16 protein-coding genes and 1 pseudogene are annotated in these 24133 nt (G+C 54.8%); 4 read left to right on the top strand and 13 right to left on the bottom strand.

Annotated elements, in window-relative coordinates:
- Positions 1-16: 16 nt before the first annotated feature.
- The 3 genes from GXX95_08920 to GXX95_08910 all read right to left on the bottom strand — a co-directional run bounded on the left by GXX95_08920 (position 17) and on the right by GXX95_08910 (position 2454).
- Positions 17-769: an amino acid ABC transporter ATP-binding protein gene (locus GXX95_08920; GenBank protein NLT38262.1), complete on the bottom strand. Its 753-nt coding sequence runs from the start codon at positions 767-769 to the stop codon at positions 17-19.
- 14 nt (positions 770-783) lie between these two features.
- On the bottom strand, positions 784-1479 hold the full coding sequence (locus GXX95_08915; GenBank protein ID NLT38261.1) for an amino acid ABC transporter permease: 696 nt from the start codon (positions 1477-1479) through the stop codon (positions 784-786).
- A gap of 147 nt (positions 1480-1626) precedes the next feature.
- Entirely contained in the window at positions 1627-2454 is an 828-nt protein-coding gene (locus GXX95_08910) for an amino acid ABC transporter substrate-binding protein (GenBank protein NLT38260.1), read from the bottom strand.
- Between the two features lie 565 nt (positions 2455-3019).
- Between GXX95_08910 and GXX95_08905 the strand changes: the two genes are divergently transcribed.
- Both GXX95_08905 and GXX95_08900 read left to right on the top strand, forming a co-directional pair.
- A complete protein-coding gene (locus GXX95_08905; GenBank protein ID NLT38259.1) occupies positions 3020-4027 on the top strand; it encodes a GHMP kinase in 1008 nt (335 codons plus the stop codon).
- Positions 4005-4553, top strand: a pseudogene (locus tag GXX95_08900) (SIS domain-containing protein). Before GXX95_08905 ends, GXX95_08900 begins: the two are co-directional and overlap by 23 nt.
- Positions 4554-5039: 486 nt before the next feature.
- On the opposite strand, the gene GXX95_08895 reads toward GXX95_08900, so the two are convergent.
- Positions 5040-5924, bottom strand: coding sequence for a glycosyltransferase (locus GXX95_08895; GenBank protein NLT38258.1), 885 nt, complete (start codon positions 5922-5924; stop codon positions 5040-5042).
- A 29-nt stretch (positions 5925-5953) separates the two neighbouring features.
- Positions 5954-9061 carry a hypothetical protein gene (locus GXX95_08890; GenBank protein NLT38257.1) on the bottom strand — a complete coding sequence of 1036 codons (3108 nt, stop codon included), beginning with the start codon at positions 9059-9061 and terminating at the stop codon, positions 5954-5956.
- 193 nt (positions 9062-9254) lie between these two features.
- On the opposite strand from GXX95_08890, the gene GXX95_08885 reads away from it, so the two are divergent.
- Both GXX95_08885 and GXX95_08880 read left to right on the top strand, forming a co-directional pair.
- Positions 9255-10073 (top strand): glycosyltransferase, encoded by an 819-nt coding sequence (locus GXX95_08885; GenBank protein NLT38256.1) that lies wholly within the window; start codon positions 9255-9257, stop codon positions 10071-10073.
- A 56-nt stretch (positions 10074-10129) separates the two neighbouring features.
- Positions 10130-13354, top strand: a complete 3225-nt coding sequence (locus GXX95_08880; GenBank protein NLT38255.1) for a hypothetical protein — start codon at positions 10130-10132, stop codon at positions 13352-13354.
- 30 nt (positions 13355-13384) lie between these two features.
- Here the strand turns inward: GXX95_08880 and GXX95_08875 are convergent, their stop codons facing one another.
- The 8 genes from GXX95_08875 to GXX95_08840 all read right to left on the bottom strand — a co-directional run bounded on the left by GXX95_08875 (position 13385) and on the right by GXX95_08840 (position 24068).
- Entirely contained in the window at positions 13385-16984 is a 3600-nt protein-coding gene (locus tag GXX95_08875) for a hypothetical protein (protein ID NLT38254.1), read from the bottom strand.
- Between the two features lie 16 nt (positions 16985-17000).
- Positions 17001-18182 carry a glycosyltransferase family 4 protein gene (locus GXX95_08870; protein ID NLT38253.1) on the bottom strand — a complete coding sequence of 394 codons (1182 nt, stop codon included), beginning with the start codon at positions 18180-18182 and terminating at the stop codon, positions 17001-17003.
- A 99-nt stretch (positions 18183-18281) separates the two neighbouring features.
- Entirely contained in the window at positions 18282-19334 is a 1053-nt protein-coding gene (locus GXX95_08865) for a glycosyltransferase family 2 protein (GenBank protein ID NLT38252.1), read from the bottom strand.
- Between the two features lie 82 nt (positions 19335-19416).
- Positions 19417-20778, bottom strand: coding sequence for a lipopolysaccharide biosynthesis protein RfbH (rfbH, locus tag GXX95_08860; protein ID NLT38251.1), 1362 nt, complete (start codon positions 20776-20778; stop codon positions 19417-19419).
- Between the two features lie 4 nt (positions 20779-20782).
- On the bottom strand, positions 20783-21880 hold the full coding sequence (rfbG, locus tag GXX95_08855; GenBank protein ID NLT38250.1) for a CDP-glucose 4,6-dehydratase: 1098 nt from the start codon (positions 21878-21880) through the stop codon (positions 20783-20785).
- A complete protein-coding gene (gene rfbF / locus GXX95_08850; GenBank protein NLT38249.1) occupies positions 21874-22644 on the bottom strand; it encodes a glucose-1-phosphate cytidylyltransferase in 771 nt (256 codons plus the stop codon). The genes rfbG and rfbF overlap by 7 nt, the downstream gene beginning before the upstream one ends.
- A gap of 24 nt (positions 22645-22668) precedes the next feature.
- On the bottom strand, positions 22669-23124 hold the full coding sequence (locus GXX95_08845; protein NLT38248.1) for a dTDP-4-dehydrorhamnose 3,5-epimerase: 456 nt from the start codon (positions 23122-23124) through the stop codon (positions 22669-22671).
- Between the two features lie 5 nt (positions 23125-23129).
- Positions 23130-24068: an NAD(P)-dependent oxidoreductase gene (locus tag GXX95_08840; GenBank protein ID NLT38247.1), complete on the bottom strand. Its 939-nt coding sequence runs from the start codon at positions 24066-24068 to the stop codon at positions 23130-23132.
- Positions 24069-24133: the final 65 nt, after the last annotated feature.

The following is a 24133-nucleotide window of genomic DNA, read 5'->3' as shown; positions in this document are numbered from 1 at the left end:
AAAGAATAGGTCGTGGTTACTGCGGGAGGGGAGGGAGATTCTCCTCCTGCAGAACCCTCTTAAGGAATTGTCTGGTACGTTCGTTCTTGGGGTTTATGAGCATATCTTTTGGTGGGCCTTCCTCAAGGATCAGACCTTGATCGATGAAGATGACGTGGTCCGCCACATCCTTAGCGAAGCTTATCTCATGAGTGACCACCACCATGGTCATGCCCATGTCCGCCAGCTTCTTCATGACCTCCAGTACCTCCCCGATGAGCTGGGGATCGAGGGCAGACGTGGGCTCGTCGAACAGCAGGACCTTGGGGTGCATTGCGAATGCACGCGCGATCGCCACACGCTGCTGCTGCCCGCCGGACATCTCCCCTGGGTAGGCATCCGCCTTTTCGATAAGGCCGACCTTTTCCAGGGCTTCCATGGCCAATTTATCGGCCTCCTCCTTGCTCAGCTTTTTCACCTGTCGCAAAGGCAAGGAGATGTTCTTCCTTGCGGTCAGGTGCATGAAGAGGTTGAAGCTCTGAAAGACCATGGTCATCTGGGACCTGACCATATCGATGTCTATGTCCTTGCCGATTATGCTGTTCCCCTCGAAGAGGATGTCGCCCGAGTCTGGTTCATTGAGGCGGTTTATGCACCGGAGCAGAGTGCTCTTGCCACTACCTGATGCTCCGATGATGGCAATGACCTCTTTAGGCATCACCTTCATGGATATGCCTTTCAGGACCTTGTTATCTCCAAAGCTCTTTGTTAAATCTTTGGTTTCGATCACCGGAATGGCCATGTTCACTCACCTACCATGTACCCGGGTATTCTGAACCTTTGCTCCACGAACCTCATGATATTGGATGTGAACGTTGTCAGGGTGAAGTAGATGAGAGCAACGAACAGATAGGTTGTGATGGGTTCGAAATCCCATACCACTACTCTTGTGCTGAACCATGTGATCTCCATGACGCCTATGGCATAGGCCAATGATGAGTCCTTGATGACCGTAACATATTCGTTCGTCATCGGAGGAATGATGAGTCGGAAGGCCTGGGGCAAGATCACATGACGCATTGCTTGAAGATAGGTCATGCCAGATGATCTTGCAGCTTCCAGCTGTCCTCGTGGGATCGATTGGATCCCACCCCTTATGATCTCCGCTTGATATGCTCCGCTATTGATGCTGAGAGCGAGGATAGCAGATATCGTAGCGGACTCCAAACCTCCACCCAGACCCATCAATGGTGTTAAAGAATAATAGATAAAGAATATCTGGATGAGTAGAGGGGTCCCTCTCAGGATCTCCACATAAACGGTCGCGATCCCATTGATTATGATGTTACGGGAGATGCGAGCTAGGCCAACGACGATACCTATGCTGAACCCGACCACTATGGAAATTATGCTGATGAAGACGGTGGTCTGAGCGGCATCGATCCATCCGAAGGTGCCACCTCCACCGATGTAGTTATTATTCACGGGTTGCTGGAGCATTACATAAAATGCAATGATGATGATGACGACAAGGGCGATCTTGCTCAACACTGACTTATGTGCTTTAATTTGCTCCTTAAGCTCCTTGACATCCATATTGTGACCTGCCTAAATGATAAAATATGGAAAAGATTTGAGGGGGAGGCCTTAATTCAGACCCCACTTTATCCGCAGCTGCTCCATCTCCCCGTTGGCGATCATGGTGTTGATGACATCATCGATTATGGCCTTCAGGTCGGTGGACTCCTTGTTGAGAGCCACACCATAGGGCTCGTAGCTGGGAATGACCCCGGAAACCTTGAGGGCTCCGTCAGATTGCCCAGCATACTCCTCTGCTGTTGGCTTATCGATGATGAACACCTGAGACGCGCCTATGGTGACGTCCTGAACACAGCCTGCGATCGTCGGCAGGCTCTTCACCTTGCTGGCCGGAATAATGCCAGTGTCAGTATATGTTTCCTTGATCCATAGTTCAGAGGTCGTTCCAGTGTTCACAACAATACTGGTTGCGTTCACCAGGTCGTCCACTGTGTTGAGAGTGTTGGTACCATTCTGGACAAGCATGCCAAAGCCTGCCTCGGCCATATAGTACGGAGTGCTGAACAAGACGGTCTGGTTCCTCTCATCAGTGATCGTCATGCCCGATAGGCTCATGTCATATTGCTTGCTGGCCAAGCTGGCAGGTATTGTGCTGAAGACCACATCACGTACCTCAAGGGTGATCGGCACGCCAAGCTCAGTAGACACATTCTCAGCGATCTTGTTCGCAAGGTCAATGTCGAATCCCAGGTAGGTTCCGTTCAAGGGGTCATAGGATTCGAAGGGGATGAACGTGGCCTCGGTGGCCATGACGATCTTACCCTGAGATTTTATCTTCTCCAAGGCCGTTTGCTCTTTGGCGTCAAAGACACCACCAGCAAAAGCCACAGCGATAAGCGCCACGGCCACAATGATGGCCGCAAGGGCTATCATCATTGTTTTATTGCTCTTTTTTTTCATTGGGGAAGGGGGCGTACCGCCCGTAGAGTCCGACATGTTTTTTCCGATGTTCTGTTATCCCTATTAAAGATGACATCGTTTGTTAGGGCACATTTCTAAAAATGGAAAAGCACAGATGTTCATCGAATGAAGAAGCCCAATAATCGTAAATTCTAATATCAAAAATGATAATTTCAACATCCTGGCCCATGCTACGTTATTCGTTAATTATTATTGAATTGTTCTATCCAGAATAGACTATAGAACTAATGAACTGGAGGTTTACAAGATCATTATCAGATATTGATAATAAGTTCACCTATTGTAAAAAAAAAGTGAAGGTTTAGGCTTGCGCCTTTTTTGGGGTCGCAGTAATGAACTATTTAATCCGATCGTGAGACATTACCGTTAACCTCTTTGTCCAGCTGCATTTCGTTAATGCCGGAGGCATCCAGAGGCTTTCGTCAGGGTCGACAGACCAGTAAGGCAATTAAATAAATCCTCCCTCCTTTATCAGGTTTTGATGGGCGACAGGAAGCAGCTGATACGCAGTAAGGCACCGTTGCGGATCAGCTTCGCTGGTGGGGGGACCGATGTTCCACCTTTCTGTGACGAGCGTGGCGGTGCGGTCCTAAATTCCACTATCGATCGCTTCGCGTACTGCACCATCTCCCCGCGGGACGATCGGGAGATAACCATCCGGTCACTGGACTACGGTGTGGTGGAGAAGTGGCGTGCCAACGGCGATATGTTCACCTATGATGGCAACCTCGACCTCATAAAGGCGGTTCTGAACCACTTCGAGGTATCACGGGGCTTCGATATGTTCCTGCACTGCGAGGCGCCTCCAGGGTCCGGCCTGGGTTCCTCCTCAACCGTCATCGTATCAATAATCGGAGCTATGGCGGAGTGGCTGAACGAGCCCCTGTCCCAGTACGACATCGCCAACCTCGCCTACGTGCTGGAGCGCAAGGAGCTGGGATTGGCGGGAGGAAAGCAGGACCAGTATGCGGCAGTGTTCGGGGGCTTCAACTTCATGGAGTTCAATGGCCAGCAGAACATCGTCACTCCTTTGCGGGTCAAGACCGACATCCTGAACGAGCTGCACTACCAGCTGCTCCTGGGCAACACCGGGAAGACCCGTGCATCCTCCAACATCATCCAGAGCCAGACCGCCGGGTACGTTGGAAGGGACGAGCAGGTGGTGGACGCATTGGAGAACACCAAGCGCCTTGCACGGGAGACCAAGGACGCTCTATTAAGAGGGAACATTCGGCTCATCGGAGAGCTGCTCAACGAGTCCTGGGAGTACAAGAAGCGCTTCACCTCTAAAATATCCAACGACCGTCTGGACATGATATACGAGACCGCGCTGACCAACGGGGCCGTGGGAGGGAAGATCTCTGGAGCGGGAGGAGGAGGGTTCATGTTCTTCATATGTGAGTACGACCGCAAGCACACCGTGGCCAACGAGCTAGCAAAGATGGGTGTGGATATCGTCAATTACAACTTCGACAAGTACGGTTTGCAGACCTGGAGATATTGCGATGAGCATGCTGATCGAGAATGAGCTTCAGGAATCCGCCTCCGTGATCGGTACGGTCGATCCTCAGCAGATAGAGGCAATCGCCCAGGCCATGATCTGCGCGTTCAGACAGGGGTGCAAGGTGGTGTTCTTCGGGAACGGGGGAAGCGCGGCCGACGCCATGCACCTGGCCGCCGAGCTTTCAGGAAGGTACCTGATGGAACGCCCGGCCCTTGATGGAATGGCCCTGACCTCTCTGTCCTCCATCTCCGCCATAGGTAACGATTACGGTTACGAGCGGGTGTTCGTGCGCCAGCTGGAGGCATGCATCCGCAAAGGGGATGTGGCTGTAGGCCTCAGCACCAGCGGGACATCTAGGAACGTCGTCCTGGCCCTGGAACGGGCGAGGGAACTGGGTGCCTTCACGGTCGGATTCACCGGGCCGGGTGGTACGATAAAGGATATGGTGGACCTCGCGTTGACCATACCTACGCAGAGCACGCCGCGCATCCAGGAGGCGTACATGTGCGCCGGTCACATCATCTGTGGCCTGGTGGAGAAGGGAATGTTCGGACACAAGGCGGTATTTGTAGACCGCGATGACACCATCGCCAAGGACGTGCCCTATTGCTCCCGACCAGAGGATCTGCACCTGTTACCCGGGGTCGGTCATTCCATCAGGAGGCTGAACGATGCGGGATTCCTGGTGGTCCTGGTCACCAATCAATCAGGGGTGGGCCGCGGCTACTTCGATGTGGCCTCTCTTGATGCTATCCATGAGAAGTTGAAGGCTGACCTGAACGTGGACGGGGCACATTTGGATGCCATATACTATTGCCCCCACCGCCCGGAAGAGGGTTGCTCCTGCCGCAAGCCTGCCACGGGGATGCTGGAGAGGGCGGTCAGGGACCTGAACATAGATCTTCGCTCCTCTTTTGTGATAGGGGACGGGGACCACGATGTGACCATGGGGCGGGTTGCGGGCTGCCGGACCTTCAAAGTGAAGGGGGGCTTCGACTTCAACGACGCGGTGGACGCCATACTGAAGGAGTAGAGCTCACTTCCCCACGTCCTTGGTTGAGCTGACCTGGCTCCACACCGCCTTGTCACCACGGTCCATCTTCACGTACAGCATGGCATAGATCCGGGCATAGGCCTCCAGGCTCATTGCGGCAATGGTCCGCGGGAGCTCCCGGCTGTTGTCCCTGAGGAAGCCCAAGTAAGACTGGAAAAGCCACCTGGGGTTCCAAGTGGGAATATCATAGTCGTAGATGCGCTTCATGTACTGCTCCCCGATGTTCACCCTGGTCCGCTGCTTGAGGAAGTCGCGGACGGTCGTGGGGCCCTTGTTATGCACGATGGCCTCGGGTACGTACACCGTCCGCAGCCCCTTCTTCTCCAGCTCCATCCGCATGATGTCCTCATCTGACTGCATCGTCGTCGGCAGGGTGATGCCCAGATTCCGGAAGGCCACCAGCTCGCCGACCTTGGGATACAGAAGCGAAAGGCGGTGGTGCATGTCCCAGAGCATGTGGACGGCGAACCCTGACACCGTGCCCTTGTCATTGGTGGGTACTGGCCTTCCACCAGCCATCCCCACGGTGAGGTCGCTGAAAGGCGCGAGGAGTTTGGTTAGGGAGTCCGGCTCCAGAGTGTTGTCAGCGTTCACCAGGACACAAACGTCCCCTTGAGCCTGGGAGAGGAAGAGATTGACGGCAGAGTTCTTGCCCTCCCTCCTTTCCTGCCTCAGCAGCCGGATGCGCTCATCGGACCGGCTGACCTCTAAGACCATATCATCAGTGCGATCGGTGCTGCCGCTGGACACGACGACGATGTCCTTCAAGGAGAAGCCTTCCTCCCTCTGCCCCATGAGCGAACGAAGGGAGCTTAGGATGTTCTTCTCCTCATTGTACGCGCAAACCCCGACGGAGACCGATGCCATCCTGGGTGTCAGGTCTGTTGATGTAAATATTACTGACGGGCATTGTTCCGTCCCTTTTTCCACCATAAGGCCGCGGCCAGCACTACCGTCGCTGTTAAGGTGGCGGCTATGAAGACCACCTGATTCGTCTGGTATCTCTCCTGCCAGTCGTAGTCGATGGTAATGGAGTAGTTACCTGCTGAAGGCAAATAATAACCGTTGACCTGGGAGCCGGACTGATAGTGGAGAAGTGCCTCCGAACCATTGTGTGCGGTCCACTGATCACTGAAGCTTTCAGACAGCTTCAGGAAGGTGGGAGAGGTCGTGCTCACATTGACCACGTAGCTCCATGGGCTCTTTCTCTCATATGTCACGACCGCTTCCGCCAGATCGTCCCCGGTATCGCGGCCGTCGCTCCCGATGGTCACGGAGTACGCACTGGATGTTCTCAGCTCGATGGTCTTTAGCCCTTTTATGAGGTTGACCTCAAAGGCGAAAGAGCCGTCCCCCAGGTCGGTGGCGTCGATAGGAACGCCCTCGATCATGGCCGAAGGAGCGGTGGAGGCGTTCATGGTCCTCAGGGTTATCCTCCAGAGGCCGTCGAAAGGGATCAGCGCGTTCACTGCCAAGGAAGGGTCCTCTGAACCATTGTAGGATAGGCCCCAACCCTCCATGCCTTCCATCAAACCCCAATCCTGTACCCCCATGGCCAGGTCATCCGGCCCATAGACAAAGGTTACCGAACTGGAGCTGTTCTCCAACAGTTCGGAGATCTCCGATGTTTTCTCATCCACATTCCCTGATGGCACGACGAGCATGTCGCTCACACTGCACCATCCGGAGCCGTCGCAGGATAGTTTAACTGTTATTTTAGAAGAGCTCAAACCATACGTATCTACCTTGGTCCAGATCTCCCTGGACAAGGGCGAGTAGGTAGGTACTGCGACCGCACCCTGACCGTCAACGGTCACCGAGAGGTTTCCTGACCCAGGACCGGTCCTATGCCTCAGGTAGACATCGTAGCTGCCAGCTCCACCTGCCGTCAATGGGGCCTCCATGACATTTTGACCATCGGTGTATGCACTGTCATGGAGCGATGACCCGTCCCTCACGGTATCGGAAGAGGTGATCCAATACCTGCTGCTGTCGTCCAAGGTATCTTCCGCATACTCACCAAGATGTACAAGCTGGCCCTCGTTAAAGGCACCGTTCTCGACGAGAAGCTGCAGGAGATCGCCCTCCTGAACTATGATATGGGGCGAGGTGGCCCAGAGAGCGTTAAGTACGGCGCTGTCATCGATCTGCCCGAGCAATACCAGATCTGTATCCGTGAGGTTGACGACACCGCCTGCAATCGCGGTCAAGATGTCGGCCCTTCCACCGGTGGTCAGGGTCAAGGAGTTGGCGGTATGTGCTCTACCATCATAATGTTCATTGACCATGACGGTGGATTTTCCGGCAAGGACCGCGTATTCGCTGAGGCCGGTCATGTTCCTGAAGTCGCTCAGCTCGCCTGCAGGAGAGTGCACCTGTGCCACCACGTAGCGGACACTGGCGGTGTCCCCCAAGAGAATGGGCAGATAACGGTATCCATACCTGTGCTCGGACATCATTGCTCCCCACACAGACCAGTAGTCCTCGCTGTGATCTCCGTAGGCCACCTCCTTGCCGGTCACTATCTGGCTGTAGGAGCCGGGGTCGTTGGTCAGGGTCAGAGGGTACCCATCATACTTGCCCAGCGATGTATCGTAGTAGACGTCCCCGTAAGGAAGGGTGAGGATACGGTAGTCGCCATCGATGGTCGATATGAGCTCGAAGGGTTCAGCGTAGGAATTGGGAAGGGTGAAGGATGACGGCCCTTGGATGAAGACCGAAGAGGACGACACCAGCACGACCATGACAGCGGTAGCGGCCACTAGCTTATCTGATTGCCGCACACGAAGGCTGGGCAATCGGGGGATGCTCAGATTCACCGAGGGACGTTTCTGAAGGTCCGCGATCAGGAGGGCCAACAAAATAGCGTACACCAGGCCTAAGAACATGCCGAAGCGGGAGAAGACCCTGATGCTATCTAACAGAGGGACGTTCTGGAACATCCAGACGAACGCCCCGGACAGAAGCTGGTTCGGACCCAGGGCGAAGAACAGCATCACCAGCCCCGTTCCCGCAAGGGCTAGTTTAAGCTGGCGATGCTCCTTGAAATACAAGGACAATACGGCCAGGATGGGGATCGCTAAGGAAATGATCATCATTACGTCGTCCATACCGTCAACGATGACCCAGCTCTGGACCGTTCCACCACGCATGTGCGAATTTTCCGTGGACCGGAGGGCCAGGGCGGAGAAGATGTCTCGATAGCTCCAGAACTGGGCTTCGCTGAGACGGTAGGACGCGTTAAGGATGCCCGTGCCTGAGGAGAAGCGGGAAAGGGCGGTTGGGATCACCAGCAGGACCAGTGCGATCAATGGATACACGGTGCGGTGCAGCCGCGTCCGGTCCTGGATGAAATAGAGGGCTGACATCACCACGATGAATATGCTGAGGATGAGTATCATGTGGGGAGCGGAGCTGCCGCCGTAAGTGAAAAAGACGATAGGTAGCGCGAGAACTGCCCGGCGATTCTCCTCCACTATAGCCAGGTACAATGTAAGGAACGCGATAGGCAACAGGGCGAAACCTATGGCAAAGAAGTAGTGTCCTTCAAGGATCTGTGACAGAAACACCTGATTGAAGCAGAAAACAATGGCTGCGACCCCTGACCCCAGGTAGCTCCTGGAGATCCTCAGTGCGCATAGGTACATGGCTGCGCCCGCAAGCCAGAAGGAGCCTGCCATTATGATCTTGCACATGTCAGAGGCCGACAGACCCATCCAAGAGGCCAATGTGAACATGGCCGATGGAAGTGGTATGGGGTCGTTCTGAAATCCTAGAGCGGAGTATGGTTCCCAGCTAGAGAACAGACCACCGGAAGACAGGCCCATGTCCCAGGTCATGACCAGCCCCTCGGAGTCGGTACCGGTGGGGAGGGGACCTGAGAGATATCCGAAGAAGAGGACCGCGGTCAACGCGGTCAGGACGATAGCGAACGCCAAGTGCCGCCGCCAGTTCAGATCGCGGACGTATGTCCGCAAAGAAGCGATACGGGGCTGCCATCCCATAATGTCTACAGATTGTGACGGCATTTAATATTTTTCTACTTCAGGGAGGTCCAGACCTCTGGAGGCATATCGCTCACAATTAGATAGTTCAACAATGGCCACAAAGCAGTTCGTGACAGGCCACCAGCAGTTGGTTCTACGACATTGGCAAAGTCTTTTATTATAGGAGGCTTTCGTTGCCAGGACGTAAGCTATGTTGGTCAGCGTAACCATTCCAACACTGAACTCCGCCAATACATTGCGGGTTGCACTGGAATCAGTACGTGACCAGTCTTATCAAGATATAGAGATAACCGTCGTCGACAGTTTTTCGAAGGATGGAACGGCCGATATAGCCAGGGAGTTCACGGATGATGTCATTCAGTACCAGGGCAAGGTCCTGGGGGCGAGGAAAGAAGGTTTCCAGGCCCGTCCTGGTGATTTTCACCTCCTGATGGACTCCGATCAGGTCCTAGAACGGACCACCATCGAGCGATGCGTCCAGTTGGCGGACAGGTACGACATGCTGTGCCTTGAGGAGAGATCATATGCTCCCACTTCCTGGCTGGAACGCCTGTTCGATGCGGACCGTTACCTTCTGCATAAGAACATGGAATCTTACATCGATGCCATCAGCGGAGTGATGTGCCCTCGCTTCTACCGCAGCGATATCTTGGGCAAGGCCTTCGCCAACATCCTACCGGAGTGCATGTCAGATATACATGCCTATGAGGACGCGATAATTTTCTACGAGGCCTCAAAGTACTCCAACCGCATCGGTCTGGTCAAGGAAGGTATCTGGCATCGTGAACCTAAGGACCTGAGGGAGCTGTGGAAGAAGAACTACAAGTACGGCATGGATGTTCGCCGGATGCACGATACGGACTGCTACCAGGAACTGGTGGGCTCGAAGGAACATTTTCGCCGGTTCGATCCTCAGGAACCTATGAGGTCCCTTAAGGCGAATCTGCTGTTGGTACTGAAAGGTGTCCCGTACAAGCTAGGTTATGCCTTCGGTCGTCCTAAGAGATAGGAGCTAAGAGGGCAGGGCATCCTTCTGTCCTCCACAACGCTGTGAAGAAGAGGTTTATGACTGAATCGGATATATCCTCCTCGCTCAGAATGAACTGGTTAGATATCTCGGGAATTCCTAGACGGTTCAAAGCGTTCCTTCTGAAATATAGGGTCGTGCTACTGGGAGCAGCCCTAATTGTCTTGCTGGTCTGCTTCGTAGGATCTAACATAATACTCTCGCCCGGAACCATCATGTACGGGGACTTCAACACACCTAGGGAACTGGATCGTTTTGAGCTTTATCCGATGTGGACAGAGTATGGCCAATATTCAAACCTGGACAAGACCGACCGGCTGCTGGGTTTTGGCATACCCATCAACCTGGCCATGATCATCGGGGTTCCTACTGAGACCTTCATCAAGATGATGATCTTGGGCACCCTGACCGTCGCAGGCCTGGCCTCATACGTGGCCGCCTTATGGATTGGCAGAAAGGCATGGCCAGGAATGGGGGACGTGGCCTTGGTCTTAGCCGCTGTGTGTGTCTCCGTCGTCTACATGTTCAATCCTTGGTCGATGAACCGCATCGAACATTACTTCCTGTGGACAGGATACGCGCTGGCCCCTATCATCTTCATCGGGGCCATGAAAGGGCTCGGTGACCATGACGTAAAGACGCTGGTGCTCACAGGCCTGCTGTGGACGGTGGGATCGACATCGGTCCATTATACCTTGTTCTTAGGTATCCTGATCGCAGGAGCCTTCGCCTATCATGTGGTTGGGCGTTCCACCTGGGAGCAGCGAGCGTCGTCCCTCAAGTCGCTGTCCCTCCTGACCCTGGTGTTCCTTGTCAGCAGCATGTACTGGATAGTCCCTTACATCCTCTCCATCCTGGAAGGTGCCGGCGGACCTTCCAGCGTCCTCACCGTTGAGGTACTGGACATGCTCAGCTTCAATTCCGATCCATTTAATGTGATCAGGGGGGTGGGTTACTGGTGGCCTAGGGTGGACATAGTGGCCCATGGGGGCCTGGAGATCGTGTGGGAGATCGTAAGCCTGGTGGTGCCGGTCGTTGCCTACGCTGCCCTGGTCTTCCGGCGGGACCGACTCACGCTCTTTCTTGTGGGAATGGCGTTGATCTTCACTTTTCTATCCCTGGGCACCAACTGGCCGCTGGGTGGCATCTACGTGTGGCTCACGTTCGATTCTCCATTTGGTTTTCTGGGATGGGTCTTGAGGGACCCGGACAAGTGGTCCGGTCCCTTGTTCCTGATCTATTCCATGCTGATGGTGCTGACCATCCTTGGCCTCACCGATCGCCTCAAGGGTAAGTGGAAATTAGGCTCAGAGATGCGTAACGAGGCCGTGGCCGCGGGGGTTGTGGTGGCCATGGTGCTCTCTTGCTTCGCCGTTTACGCGGGACCCAGTGTCAACGGTTACCTCAATGACATATATGCTCCAGTGGAGATACCGTCCGAATACCTGGACACCAATGATTGGTTGGCTAGTCTGGAAGGGGATTTCAATGTCCTGTGGCTGCCCACCTCGACCGGTCTCGCCACGAACTGGACCACAAAGATGGTCGCCAACCTCGATAACATGTACTCTGGAAAACCGGACATCGGGGGTACCTCGCTTTATGGAGCATATTACCGGTCCTTCCTGAGCCAGACCCTCGCTGAGAACAAGACCGATCACTTCGGGCGGTACCTGTCCACAGCGGGCGTGAAGTACCTCGTCCTGAGGGACGACATACCCTCCTTGCTGGACCTGACCCAGGATATGAGATCATCCCTGGCCTGGCAGAAGGACATGACCCTTGTTCGCGATGATGGGGCACTTCATGTGTACGAGGTGATGGGGGAGGCGGTGAGAGCCTATGCCACCGAGAACAAGGTGACCGTCCTGGGCAGCCTTGACGATCTTCGCGCCCTGAATTGGGTCGATGGTTTCGATCCCGTTCGTACAGGGATCCTGTTCCCCCAGCAGGAAAAAGGATCGTCATTCTCCACCGGGACGTTGCTGATATCCAACGCGCAGACCGAGGACCTGGTGCTTCTGGAAGGCAAAGGTCAAGTGATCTCTCCCTTCGACAGCACCGACCATCACGATCCCGACAGCATGTGGTCAAAGGCCTCCACCCTGGACCGGCTGCATGCCAACTGGAGGGATTACCTACTGCAGATGGGGATCGAGGGATGGGACCTTGACTATGGGCGAGGCCTGGTCTTGACGTGGGCCAACAGCACCGATGCGGGTTCGGTGTTGGACCTATCCGTGAAGGTGCCTTCGGAGGGTAACTACTTGATATCCACGCGGTACCTGGAGAACGTCCAGGGGGGCTCGTTCGTTCTAGCCCTGGACGGTGAGGAGGTGGCCACCATCGACGCTGGCTCCTCCCTCAACCGATTCCGTTGGTCCACGCTGGAAGACGTTCACATGGCTGCAGGAGAGCACATTCTGTCATTGAGGAACATCGGCGGATTCAATGCGGTGAATCTGATCATGATCAATGATGGGGTCGGATGGGACACGGCTCTCTCGTCGGCAAGCTCGATCCTGTCCTCCTCGGAGAACGTGTACGTAATGGAAGCGGGGAGGAACATGGGGGGTGATCCTGAAGTAAACCTGCATTACAGCGGGCGATACAGCCAAGGATCGGCCGTTTCCCTATCGCCTGGCCAGGAGGTCACGGGCACAATGAACGTCCTGGACGGGAGGGTCCTGAGGATGGTGGCCGTGGGCGATGGCGATATTCAGGTGCTGATAGATGGGACGCCATTCCAGGCGAACGGCGACTTCCTCGACGGCACCTATGTCGGCACTGTAAATCTGACCACCGGAGAGCACCTGGTGGCGGTCAGGAACACTGGAGGTGCGAATGCCATCTTCGACTCCCTATGGTTGCACTCCGCGAACGCCTCAGAGCTGTCCGGGATTTTCGATGATGGCACCGATAGTGTCAACGTTACCTCTGTAGACACTTCCGACCCTACCCACTACCGGGTTCGCTTGAACGGGGACGGAGAGATACTAGTGGTAACAGGGACCGTTTATGATGGGGATTGGGCGCTTTCCTTCGAAGGCCAGGAGGTGGTATCCCGACCGGTGGGGGGATATCTCAACGGCTTCATCATCAACGTCTCAGGGGATGCCGACGTCACCGTCGAGTACAAACCACAATCATGGCTTGCTTCCGGGATCCCGATAGCTGTGATAGGCACGGCCCTACTGGTTCCAGGCCTATTCCTCTGGAAGGGGTGGAGGGGGCAGAGAAAATACCCGGGTAAGGGGGTTTAGAACGACACTGAGACATCAGTGGTAAAGCGCCTATTGACCTCTTCCGTTCCGCTTGCCTCGAACTTTTATGATCAACCTTGTCCCCGCACCAGAGTAATAGATTATGGCACCGGCGATGATGGTAACGAGTGCGATGAGGGAGATGGTCATCCCCAGAATGTAATGCCTGTCAAGGGAGTATGACAGGGAGAGCGATATGTTGCCGCTTCCCTCCATTATGAAGCCGTTCATAGCGGTGTTGACCGGGAACGAGGAGACCGTCTCCCCTCCCTCTGGCGTCACTGACCAAGCTGAATCGAAGGCGTTGTTGAAAATAAGAAAGGACGGCCCGGTGGTGGACAATCTCAGATCGTAAGATGAAGCGCTCTCCTTCTCCATTGACGAGATACCTCCCAACGTGCTACCGAACTCGTTTAGCGAGGCGATGGTATCGCCGGCATTGGCGGAGAACAGGAGAACCTCGCCTGAAGAGTTAGACGGGTCCTCTGCCAGAAATGTAATGTTATGGGCTCCTACTTCCAGATAGACCGTCACGTAGTGGGTTGGGGCGTTCAGGCTCTCCACCTCACTACCATCGAGCCACAATGAAACGTTGCTGTTACTCTGGACATAGAAGCGATAGTAGCCATCCACGAACACTTCGATCTCAGTGTCCATCGCCAGGTATTGGCCTAAGGGTCCTTTCGAGGTGTCGTTGTTCATCACGAGCTCGGTGGCGCCAGTCCTCACGCCGTTGTCCAGAACATAGACCAGGGCCTTCTCTGAAAGCTGGGAGTTATATCTCTCCAGAAGGGAGTTGTACTCGCCTACATCTATGAGGGAGATGAGGTTCACTGCGTTCAGGCCGTCCGTGTTCAATACAGACACTTCATGGGTTCCCGCGGACAGGTTCATCGTCCCACAGTTGAACCATTTCATGACGGTTCCTTTACCTTTGGTCTCCAATCTCACTGTGGTCCCGTCGATTACCACGGTCAGGTTACCACCCTGGGGGCTGCTCAACGTTCTCACATTAAGGAGATATTCACCCCCTGACGCCACCTCGATCTTGCCATCCAGGCGGGGAGAGATGAGCAGCTTGCTGGTGTCATAAATGGAGATGTCCGCTATCGATATGGCGTTAGGCAGTGGCGTGGTGGGACTGGAACCGTGCCATATCTGGATGCTGATCTTCTTCACCTCGGTGTTATTGCACACATAGCTCATCGGCACCGTGCCCCAGGGGATCTTACCACTCCCCAGTCCCGTCATGGGCTTGAACGAGAGGAGGGTGCCGTTCTCATCGTACTCGGCGACCTTGATGTGAATCTCGAAGCCGTTATCGGAGGCCATGTTCATTTTGATGGCGTATGTTTGACCATAGGAGACGTTCACCAGGGGTGAGCAGATGGTCTTCCACCCGTCGGTGGAGTCGAGGAGCTTCACCTTCATGTAGCTCAGCTCCGGAGTATAGGTCATCCGGGCACCGAACTGCTCCATGTAGTTGTTATCGATGAACTCCTGGACCGTGGACCTGTTCGAAAGGTCGAACTGCTTGACCAAAGCGGTGTCGGATATGGGCAGGTCTCGGGGATAGGTCAAGCTAACATTGGTGTACGCCAGCCCCTCGCCGTAGTCCAGGTCCCAATTCTCCAGGCCCATGGTCTTCAAGGCCTGGTACCATTCGTAGTTCGACGGGTTGTACGCCACCAGGCAGGTCCAGGACTGGTCCCCGTAGTAGGGCACGTACTTGAAAGGAGATGATGTGATAGATCTGGAGGCAATCAGATTGTAAGGATAACCGGAACCCATCAGCAGATATGGGGCCTGGTCGTAGACTTCCTCGAGGTCCAGGAAACCTTGGTCCGTCTGGACCCAGCCATCCCAGGCTGCCAGTGCTGCCCCGCCCTCGATACCGTCGAAGCTCAAGGCCAGGTCTGATAAACGGAACAGGTCGCCGAACTCCCCGTTCTCAAGGACCAGGAGCCGCTCCCCGTCCAAACGGATCATGAGATCGGTCTGGTTCCTCAATGACGATTCCATGACATCCTTGGAATAATCGAATTTGTCCAGGATGATGTACTTCACCCCCAAGGGGGCCAGCAGCCCTCCTGCAGTGGTCACGTTTCCGCTCTCAAGGTTCGTTATTATGTAATGAAGGTAGGGGGAGTCGGCCAAGCCCGGTGCCTCGAACCCCATGTATGGGTTGGTAGGCAGATAGAGTATCTTGAAGCCGAGGTCGCCGCCGGAAGCGTCCTGAATGAGGTCAAAGGCCTCAACATAGTCGCTAGCAAGCTCCTCCGGTGCGATCACCCCCCTGCAATCCCCAGTGACCAGGGGCCATGCCGCGATGAGGCTGGAGGCTACCAGGAGCGTTACCAACGACCCCGCGACCACCTTGGTCAGCCTCCGGCCGTCCAGGCGTAACCTTGGCACCTTCAAGTTGAACTTGGACGGCAGTCTGGAGAGGCCAAGGATGGTGAACGATGCCAGGAGTACATATGGGTATACCAGGATGAGCAGCCACTTGTATGAGGTACGGAAGGCGATGCCGAAGGGAGCCTCGAACACCAGTGACTGATAAGCGTCCTTTAAAAATTGGAGGGGGGACAATGGGGCGGAGGCCAGCAATATGACGATCAAGGATATGATGAGCAGTGATATCACGGTGCGATTCCGCCTGAAGAACAGGATCGAAATGAAAGCTAAGGCCGGCAGGACCATCTGCGCGGTCTTCCAGATGCTGTTCAGAAACGTATCGCTGATCAGGAACAGCTCGCGGGAAGGCGTCCAGAAATCTGATTGAAGAATGATGGTATTGTCCAGCGTCGCGTACTTGTTCAGAACGTAGTAGAAGTTGATGGATAGGTTCGAACGGGTAAGGAGGGTGGAGTGGCCCGATGCCGCTAGCGTTGGCACAATCCAGAAGGCGCTCAGGGCAGTGAAGCAGATGCCAGTGATGATGAGGAATCCCACGCTCTTGGACAAGCCCTTGAATCGTCCCAAGACCAGGTACACTAAAAGGATGATCATGATCAGGAAAAGGTTCCAGATCGGCCATCTGGGGTCCCCGGAGGAGGCGGTCATTATGATTCCTGTCAGTACCCCGTGGACCACGATGTCCTTGATGGAACCCTCTGACCTCAGGAACCGTAGCACTACGTAGATCAGGGCAGGGACCAATGCGAAGCCGATGAGGAGGAACAGGTCGACCAAGTAGTAGAAGTTCAGGGGATTGACCACATAAGCTACGGTGGCGGCCCCTGCCACCACATAGGCCAGTTTCTTTTCGGCCCCCTCCTGCTGCAGTATCCTGAAAGTGGCGTAGTAGCAGGAAACACCCATTAGGAAGAATACTCCCATCAACAGGAGCCGCTCCTGGATGGCGGTATCCAGGGGGAGATAGAACAGCCAGGAATACACCAGCATCTGGCTGGGGATGAGGCCCGATTGGGTGTTGTCAAGATACAGGCCGGTCAGGCCGGGTTCGTTGAAGTATGGCCAGGTCAGATCGCCGGTATTGACCACTCCGGCCTTCAGGAGGAACGACAAGAATATGATGCAGGTCAGGGCCAGGGAAATGAGGATCGCAGCGGCAAAAATGTACCGCCTCTCCTCCAACCATGTCCAGATCACATTCCTCATTCCCATATGGACAGAGCCCCTCTCATTGTTTTTTTAGGTTGATCAATAGCTCGTCGACCTTGGACCGCATTACCTCGGGGGAATATGCCTGAGATGCATTCATGCAGCATCTCTGAGAGATATTCTGGCCCTCACGCTGCCGGAAGGTACGAAGGGCCTCGGGAAAGCCTGAGAGGTCCCGGACCATCACGTCCTCCCTGCCCTGGGCGTCGATGCCCTCGATCCCAACATCAGTGGTCAGTATCGGCTTGGAGTATCCCATGAACAACAGAACCTTGGTCTTGGTGCCTGCACCTACTCTCATGGGGGCGACGAAGATGTCCGTCACTGCTATCACTGGATCTATCTTGTCCACATATCCCGTGAACACCATGTTCACTGGCGGGTCGGGGAAGGCGTCAGCCCCCTTGCCCACTATGAGGAAACGGATGTCCTCGCGAACATCCCTCACCCGGTCCGCTAGCTCGTCAACGATGAAATTGACACAATCTTTGTTCTGGACGGAGGTCAGGTCCCCCACGAACGTGGCGACCGTTCGGCCCTTGAGCCCGTACTTATCCCTGAACTCCTCGAGCTCACCGTCAGTCACTGACAGAGGAGGAATGTCCAGAACATTAGGGATCACCAAGGCCTTTCGCCTATCCATGCGCAGGGTGGATTCAGAGAACCCCACCTCCTCTTCCGATACGAAAACGATCACATCACACAAACGATATGCGAAATACTCCAGGGGGCCCCAGGCAATTCGGCGGAGAAGATAGGCGGTCCGATTATGTCCCTTGAAGTCCATGGCCAGCTTGAGGTTGACGCAGTGGGTGTCCATGACGACCTTCTTTCCCAAAAGCTTGCATAGGACGATAGCAAAGGGGAACAGCGCTCCCTCTATGAACACGACGTCGCTCTTCTTTATGAGGTCCCTGTTCCTCCACAGCCCCCTCAAACACACGAGCTGCATCTTGAGCTGTCCCAAGGGATTGAAGGTTATGGTCCTGTTGAGAAGGTCCCCGATACGGTGTTCCCGGTAGACCGCATCATACTCTATCCTATGGTATCTGGTCTCTCCCCCGCCCCGGGGTTCAGCGATATTGAACTCGATGAGGGTGACCTCATCATGCCTCAGCAGGGAGTCCATGAGGTGCCCGATACGAATGCTGTAGCCGTTCGAGTTCGACTCGACCGGACCCAGGGCGATCATGGTTATCATCTTTAGACCACCACTTATTAACCTTCCAATATTGGTTTATTGGGCCAGCTGTTAGGGGATATATCAAGTTAGGGGCAATCGGATAGGCTGCTCCCATGCTTAACCTTCGCTATGGTCCATCAACGTGCGGACACCGTCCACAGTGCCCTTCAGGAAGGGCCTCACCCTTTGCGTCTCACCATCACGCACGTACACCAACACTGTCGGGACCAGAAGTACGAGTAGGTGATAGGCCATGAACCTGTTGGCCTGCCAACGAGTCCCGTTCTTGCGTATGAACTTGTACCTGTTCCTGACCATATAATACTCCTTGCTTTCGGTCACGATGCTGTACGTCTCACGATGCCACACTACCGATCTGGGTACATAGATGATCTTGTGACCGAGTCGCGTCGTGCGTATGCTGAGGTCCGTTTCCTCCCAGTACGTGAAGAAGGACCTATCGAAGCCACCAGTGACATTGAGCACTGACATCCTCATGAGGAAGCAGGCCCCGTCCGCAAAATCCACCATTCCTTCGATGTCATATTGTCCACGGTCCTCCTCGTCCCTCCCCCGCCTCTGCGAACGAACCCTGGCCATATCTAAGAAGCACCCTGCGCAATTGATTATGTTGCTTGAGCCGTTTAGTTCGTAGTACTTGATCTTCGGCGCAGCCATGGCCACATCCTCTGTGGCCTTCATCCTATCCACTAATGGCGATAGGAAGTCGGGATCGACCACCACATCATTGTTCATGAACAGTACATACTGAGGGTCTACGTGCTGGGAGATGAACCTGATGCCAATGTTGTTGCCCTCGGCATATCCCTGGTTCTCCTCGACCTTGATCAACGTCAGCCCTGGACCTTCACGCATAGGCCCATGACCCTCTTCTATCTGGAAGCTCCCGTCCTCTTTTATCTTCACGGTCCGAACCGGCAGGGGCTTGGAGTCATTGCTGTATTTGAAGAACGGCGAGCTGGTCTCCAATTCTCCCCTGCAATATGAGAGGATCTTTTCAAAAGAGTCGTTCTTGGAGCCGTTCTCGACGAGGACCACCTCATAATCACGGAACCTGTTCTGGATAACCGACTCCAGGCACTCTACGGTGATCTCCCACTTGTTCCAATTAAGGATGAGGAAGGCGACCTGTGGGCGCGCGAAGGCCATGCGGCGTATAACGCTCCCTAATTAAAGAAGCTGATTGGTTGGTCTATTAGCCTACTTCAGCCTCCTCTGGCTGGGAGTGAGGTCAGCGGAAAAACCCTTTCAAGGCCTCCGCCATATAGTCCACCATCTCATCCGTAAGACCGGGATGGACACCGATCCAGAAGGTGTCGTACATTATCCTGTCGGTATTGATTAGGTTTCCATGAACACGGTGCACTACCCCCTCCATGCATGGCTGCTTGGTCATGTTGCCCGCAAATAGAAGGCGGGTCCCCACTCTCTTCCTATCCAGGTGCTCGATCAGGGTGTGCCTCTTGGCCCCCTTGCCCCCTGTGTCCTTTACGGTAATAGGGAAACCGAACCAGGAAGGTTCGCTGCCGGGGGTGGCCTCAGGCAGAATAATGTCCTCCTCTAGATCGAAGAGAGCATCCCTCATTCTAGAAAAGTTCTCTTTCCTCCTCTTCACGAACTCCGGTAGCTTCCCTAACTGGGAGAGACCGATGGCCGCCTGCATATCCGTTATCTTAAGATTGTAACCCAGGTGGGAGTAGACATACTTATGATCGTATCCCTCGGGGAGGCTCGCGAACTTGTGGCCGAACCTGTTCCCGCAGACGTTCTCCCTACCGGGAGGGCAGCGGCAATCCCGGCCCCAGTCCCGGAACGACTCCAGCAGGACGGCCAACTGGTCGTTGGTCGTGGACACGGCACCCCCCTCGCCCATGGTGATGTGGTGGGCAGGGTAGAAACTGAAGGTCCCGATGTCCCCGTACGAGCCTACGGGGTGTCCTTCGAAACGCGATCCGAGAGCATCGCAGCAGTCCTCGATAAGCCACAGGGAATGCTTCCTGCAAATGCTCTTAACCTTCGTCACGTCGAACGGGTTCCCCAGAGTATGGGCGACCATCACCGCCCTGGTCCTTTCCGAGATAGCGTCCTCCATAGCTTCGGTGTCGATGTTGTAGCTCGGCAGTCCCACGTCCACAAAGGAAGGGACCAGGCCGTTCTGGACTATGGGGTTAACAGTGGTGGGGAATCCGGCCGCGACCGTGATCACCTCATCGCCCTTCTGCAATCTCCTCTCCTTCAACGCCGGGGAGGTCAGACACGATATTGCCAGTAGATTTGCGGAGGAACCGGAGTTGACCGTTCGGGCGTGCCTGGCGCCCACAGCTTCCGCCAAGCGCCTTTCGAACTCATCGTTGAAGCGTCCCGTTGTCAGCCAAGAATCCAAGCTGGCCGAGACCAGGGATCGGATATCATCGGCGTCAAGGACCTTCTGGGCCGCCGGGAGGTAGGTCTTCCCGGGCTCGAACCTACGGCCACCGTTCACGCTATCGAAGTATCTTCCTACCAGCTCTAGGATGGAGCTGCGAAGCTCCTGCGCCGCAGCAGTGGTGTCGGCGTTATGATTGACCAAGGGGTCAAAGGGAAGCTCATCCATGGTCCTACTCCCTGCTCTCAGTGGTGGACATGGAGGAATATTCTCTGATCTGCTGCTCCGAGAACTCGCCCATGTCGTAGCTTTCTGATGTGTCGGCCTTGTACCAATCCACGGTCAGGTCAACCGCCTGATCGAGGAGCAGTTGGGGCCGCCAGCCCAGACCTCTCTTGGCCTTGGTGCTGTCCAATCGGAGCGTTCGCGCTTCCTTCTGCCTGTCCGAGGCCTTGCCAGAATAAACCCAGGAACCTTCACCCCATGATTTGATGAACCTCTCCACGAGGTCCTGGACGGTGCAGTTGCGGTGGTCCGGTCCAAAGTTCCAGGGGCCTGAGAAGGTCTCGTTCTCCAGAAACATCTTGGCCGTCAACATGAGGTATCCGTTCAGAGGCTCCAGCACATGCTGCCAGGGCCTGACAGAGGCGGGATTGCGGACAGGAATGGACTTCCCAGTGAGGAGGCCTCGAACAATGTCGGGCACGATGCGGTCCTCTGCCCAATCCCCTCCTCCGATGACGTTTCCTGCCCTTGCCGTGGACAAGGCCATGGCGTTATCCGGAGTAGAGAAATACGACCAGCGGTAAGATGCGGTCACTATCTCCGCCGCTGCCTTGCTGGCGCTGTACGGGTCCTTGCCCCCGAGGCAGTCCTCTTCAACGTAAGCCCGGTCCCGACCGTCGTTGCTATAGCATTTGTCGCTGGTGACCACGGTGCAGGCCTTAACGCCACCCTCCATACGGATGGCTTCAAGAATATTGATCGTGCCCAGCACATTGGTGTCGAACGTCTCCCTCGGCTCCCTGTACGAACGGTTCACCAGGGTCTGTGCTGCCATGTGGATCACGATTGAAGGGCGGTGCTCGTGAATGATCTCTCGGACCATCTCTCGATCGCAGATGTCCCCTATTATGTTGGTTATCTTACCCTCCAGACGGACGCTCTCGAACATAGATGGTTCTCCCTGGGGGGGAGCGAGGGATAGACCCACAACCCTTGCCCCCAGCATCTTCAGCCAAAGGGACAACCAGGTGCCTTTGAATCCAGTATGCCCGGTGACCAGAACGGTCCTGCCATCGAAAATGGCCAGTGGGCTATCGTCTACCATTTCTTCCATGGTGCAACCCCGCCAGACCAGAGCTTTTCCAGCTGGTTCTTCTCCCTCATAGTGTCCATGGCATACCAGAACCCATCATGCTTGTAGCATGCCAGTTGTCCGTCCTTTGCCAATGATTCCAGGGGTTCACGCTCCCATATGGTCGCATCACCCTTTATGGTGTCAAAGACCTCGGGTTCCAACACGAAGAAGCCGCCATTGATGTAGCTGCGGTCCCCCAACGGTTTCTCATGGAAGTTCTTAACGATATCTCCCTCTCCGATCTCCAGCGCTCCGAAACGTCCCGGTGGCCGCACCGCTGTGACCGTGGCCAGTTTGCCCTTGGACCTGTGAAAGTCGGTCAATTTAGTGATGTCTATGTCCGCCACACCATCACCGTAGGTCAATAGGAAGGTCCCATCGCCCACCATATGCTCCACCCTTTTTATCCGGCCCCCGGTCATGGTATCCTCTCCGGTATCCACCAAGGAGACCCTCCAGGGCTCCACCTCATCCCTGGACACTTCCATGGTGCGGTTGCGGAGGTCAAAGGTCACATCGGACATGTGCAGCATGTAATTAGAAAAGAACTCCTTTATCATATACCCCTTGTAACCGAGGCATATGATAAAGTCGGTATAACCATAGGAGGAATAGATCTTCATGATGTGCCAGAGGATCGGCATGCTCCCAATCTCCACCATCGGCTTGGGTTTGATGACCGTTTCTTCGCTCAGACGGGTACCCATGCCTCCAGCCAGTATTACTACCTTCATGTTGTCATCCCTTGGATCGTCATATCAACCATGCTTCAGGTCCCACTGGTACGGTACCGTCTCCGAGAAGGGGTCCATGCGCTCGATCTCAGAGGGATCATGGGGGATCGAGGAGCAGTTGGCCACGATGGCCATGTTCGTGCCCACGCCCTTGAACCCGTTCCATATCATGGGAGGTATCTTCACGAGCGAGTAATTGTTATCCCCGATAAAGAGTTGCATCACATTGCCCTCGGTCGTCGAGCCGGGCCTATCGTCGTACAGAACTAGCTTGATGTTCCCGGAGACGACAGCATAGTTCAGTATCATCTTTTTATGGCGATGCCATCCCTTTATCACTCCGGGATAGACTGTGGAGAAGTATATCTCTCCGAACGCCTCAAAGAGGGGGTCGTCACTGCGCAGCATGTGGAAGATCGTCCCTCTTTCATCTGGTATACGTCTTAACTGCTTAACCTCCACTCCCGCTATCTCAGCCATGAGTATCAGCCCCCTGCCTCTCTCTTGAGATCATCGATCGTAGAGATCAACCCCTCCCGTAAAGTCGTGCGTGGTGCCCAGCCGATCGCCTTTTTAACCTTATCTATGTTTGAGCATAGGTAAGTTAGCTCCCTTGACCGCTCCGGCAGGGCCCCCCACAGTGGTTCGATCTTCGAACCCATCAGTTCCAATATCATCTCACCGATCGATCGCACTGATGTGGTATCTCCAGTCCCGATATTATAACTCTCGAAGCCCTTTCTCGATAGTTCCTCAAAACCCTCGAGGACCTTTACATAAGCGTTAATGACATCATCTATGAAGATGTAGTCCCACCTCTGTTCTCCCCTGGTCATCGAGGGAGGTGCCCCCGCTTGAATCGACCTTATGAAGCTGGGGATCATCTTCCTGACATTATCGCCCGGACCATAGGGAGGGAACAAACGGAGGTTGACTATACCTAACCCATAGTGGCTGGAATAGAAGCGGCAAGCCTCCTCCGCCTGCAGCTTTGTCAAGGCATAAAGGTTGAATGGGTCCAGTGGATCTGACTCCAACAACGGTGACACTTTCGGGGAGTAGACGAAGCAGCTGCTGGTATTGATAAGGCCGATGTCGCCCTGTGCTCTCACGGCCTCCAAGAGGTTGATGGTGCCCCCGACATTGGTCATGGTGATCTCTGCCACCTCCTCTGGACGGTGCTGAACCACATACCTGGTCGCCAGATGCACCACCATGTCAGGGTGTTCCTCCCTCAGCACCTTGCTGATGCTGGAGAGGTCCATGATATCGCACTCAACGTGATCCTGGATGCCCTGTGCTTGAAGTCGATATAGGTTCCCTCCAGGCCTGACCATGGCAATGGTCTCATTTCCGTCGTCCCGAAGGCGGCGTACAAGGTTCGACCCGATGAACCCGTTGGAACCGACCACCAATACTCGCATGCTCATCCTTCTGAAAGCCCTGACCTATCCCCTGCATGGTTTATAGCCAGAAGAGTCTGATTAGG

It is taken from the genome of Methanomassiliicoccus sp. (genome assembly GCA_012719175.1).
Lineage (GTDB): Archaea > Thermoplasmatota > Thermoplasmata > Methanomassiliicoccales > Methanomassiliicoccaceae > UBA6.
This window is presented reverse-complemented; position numbering and strand designations above follow the sequence as displayed.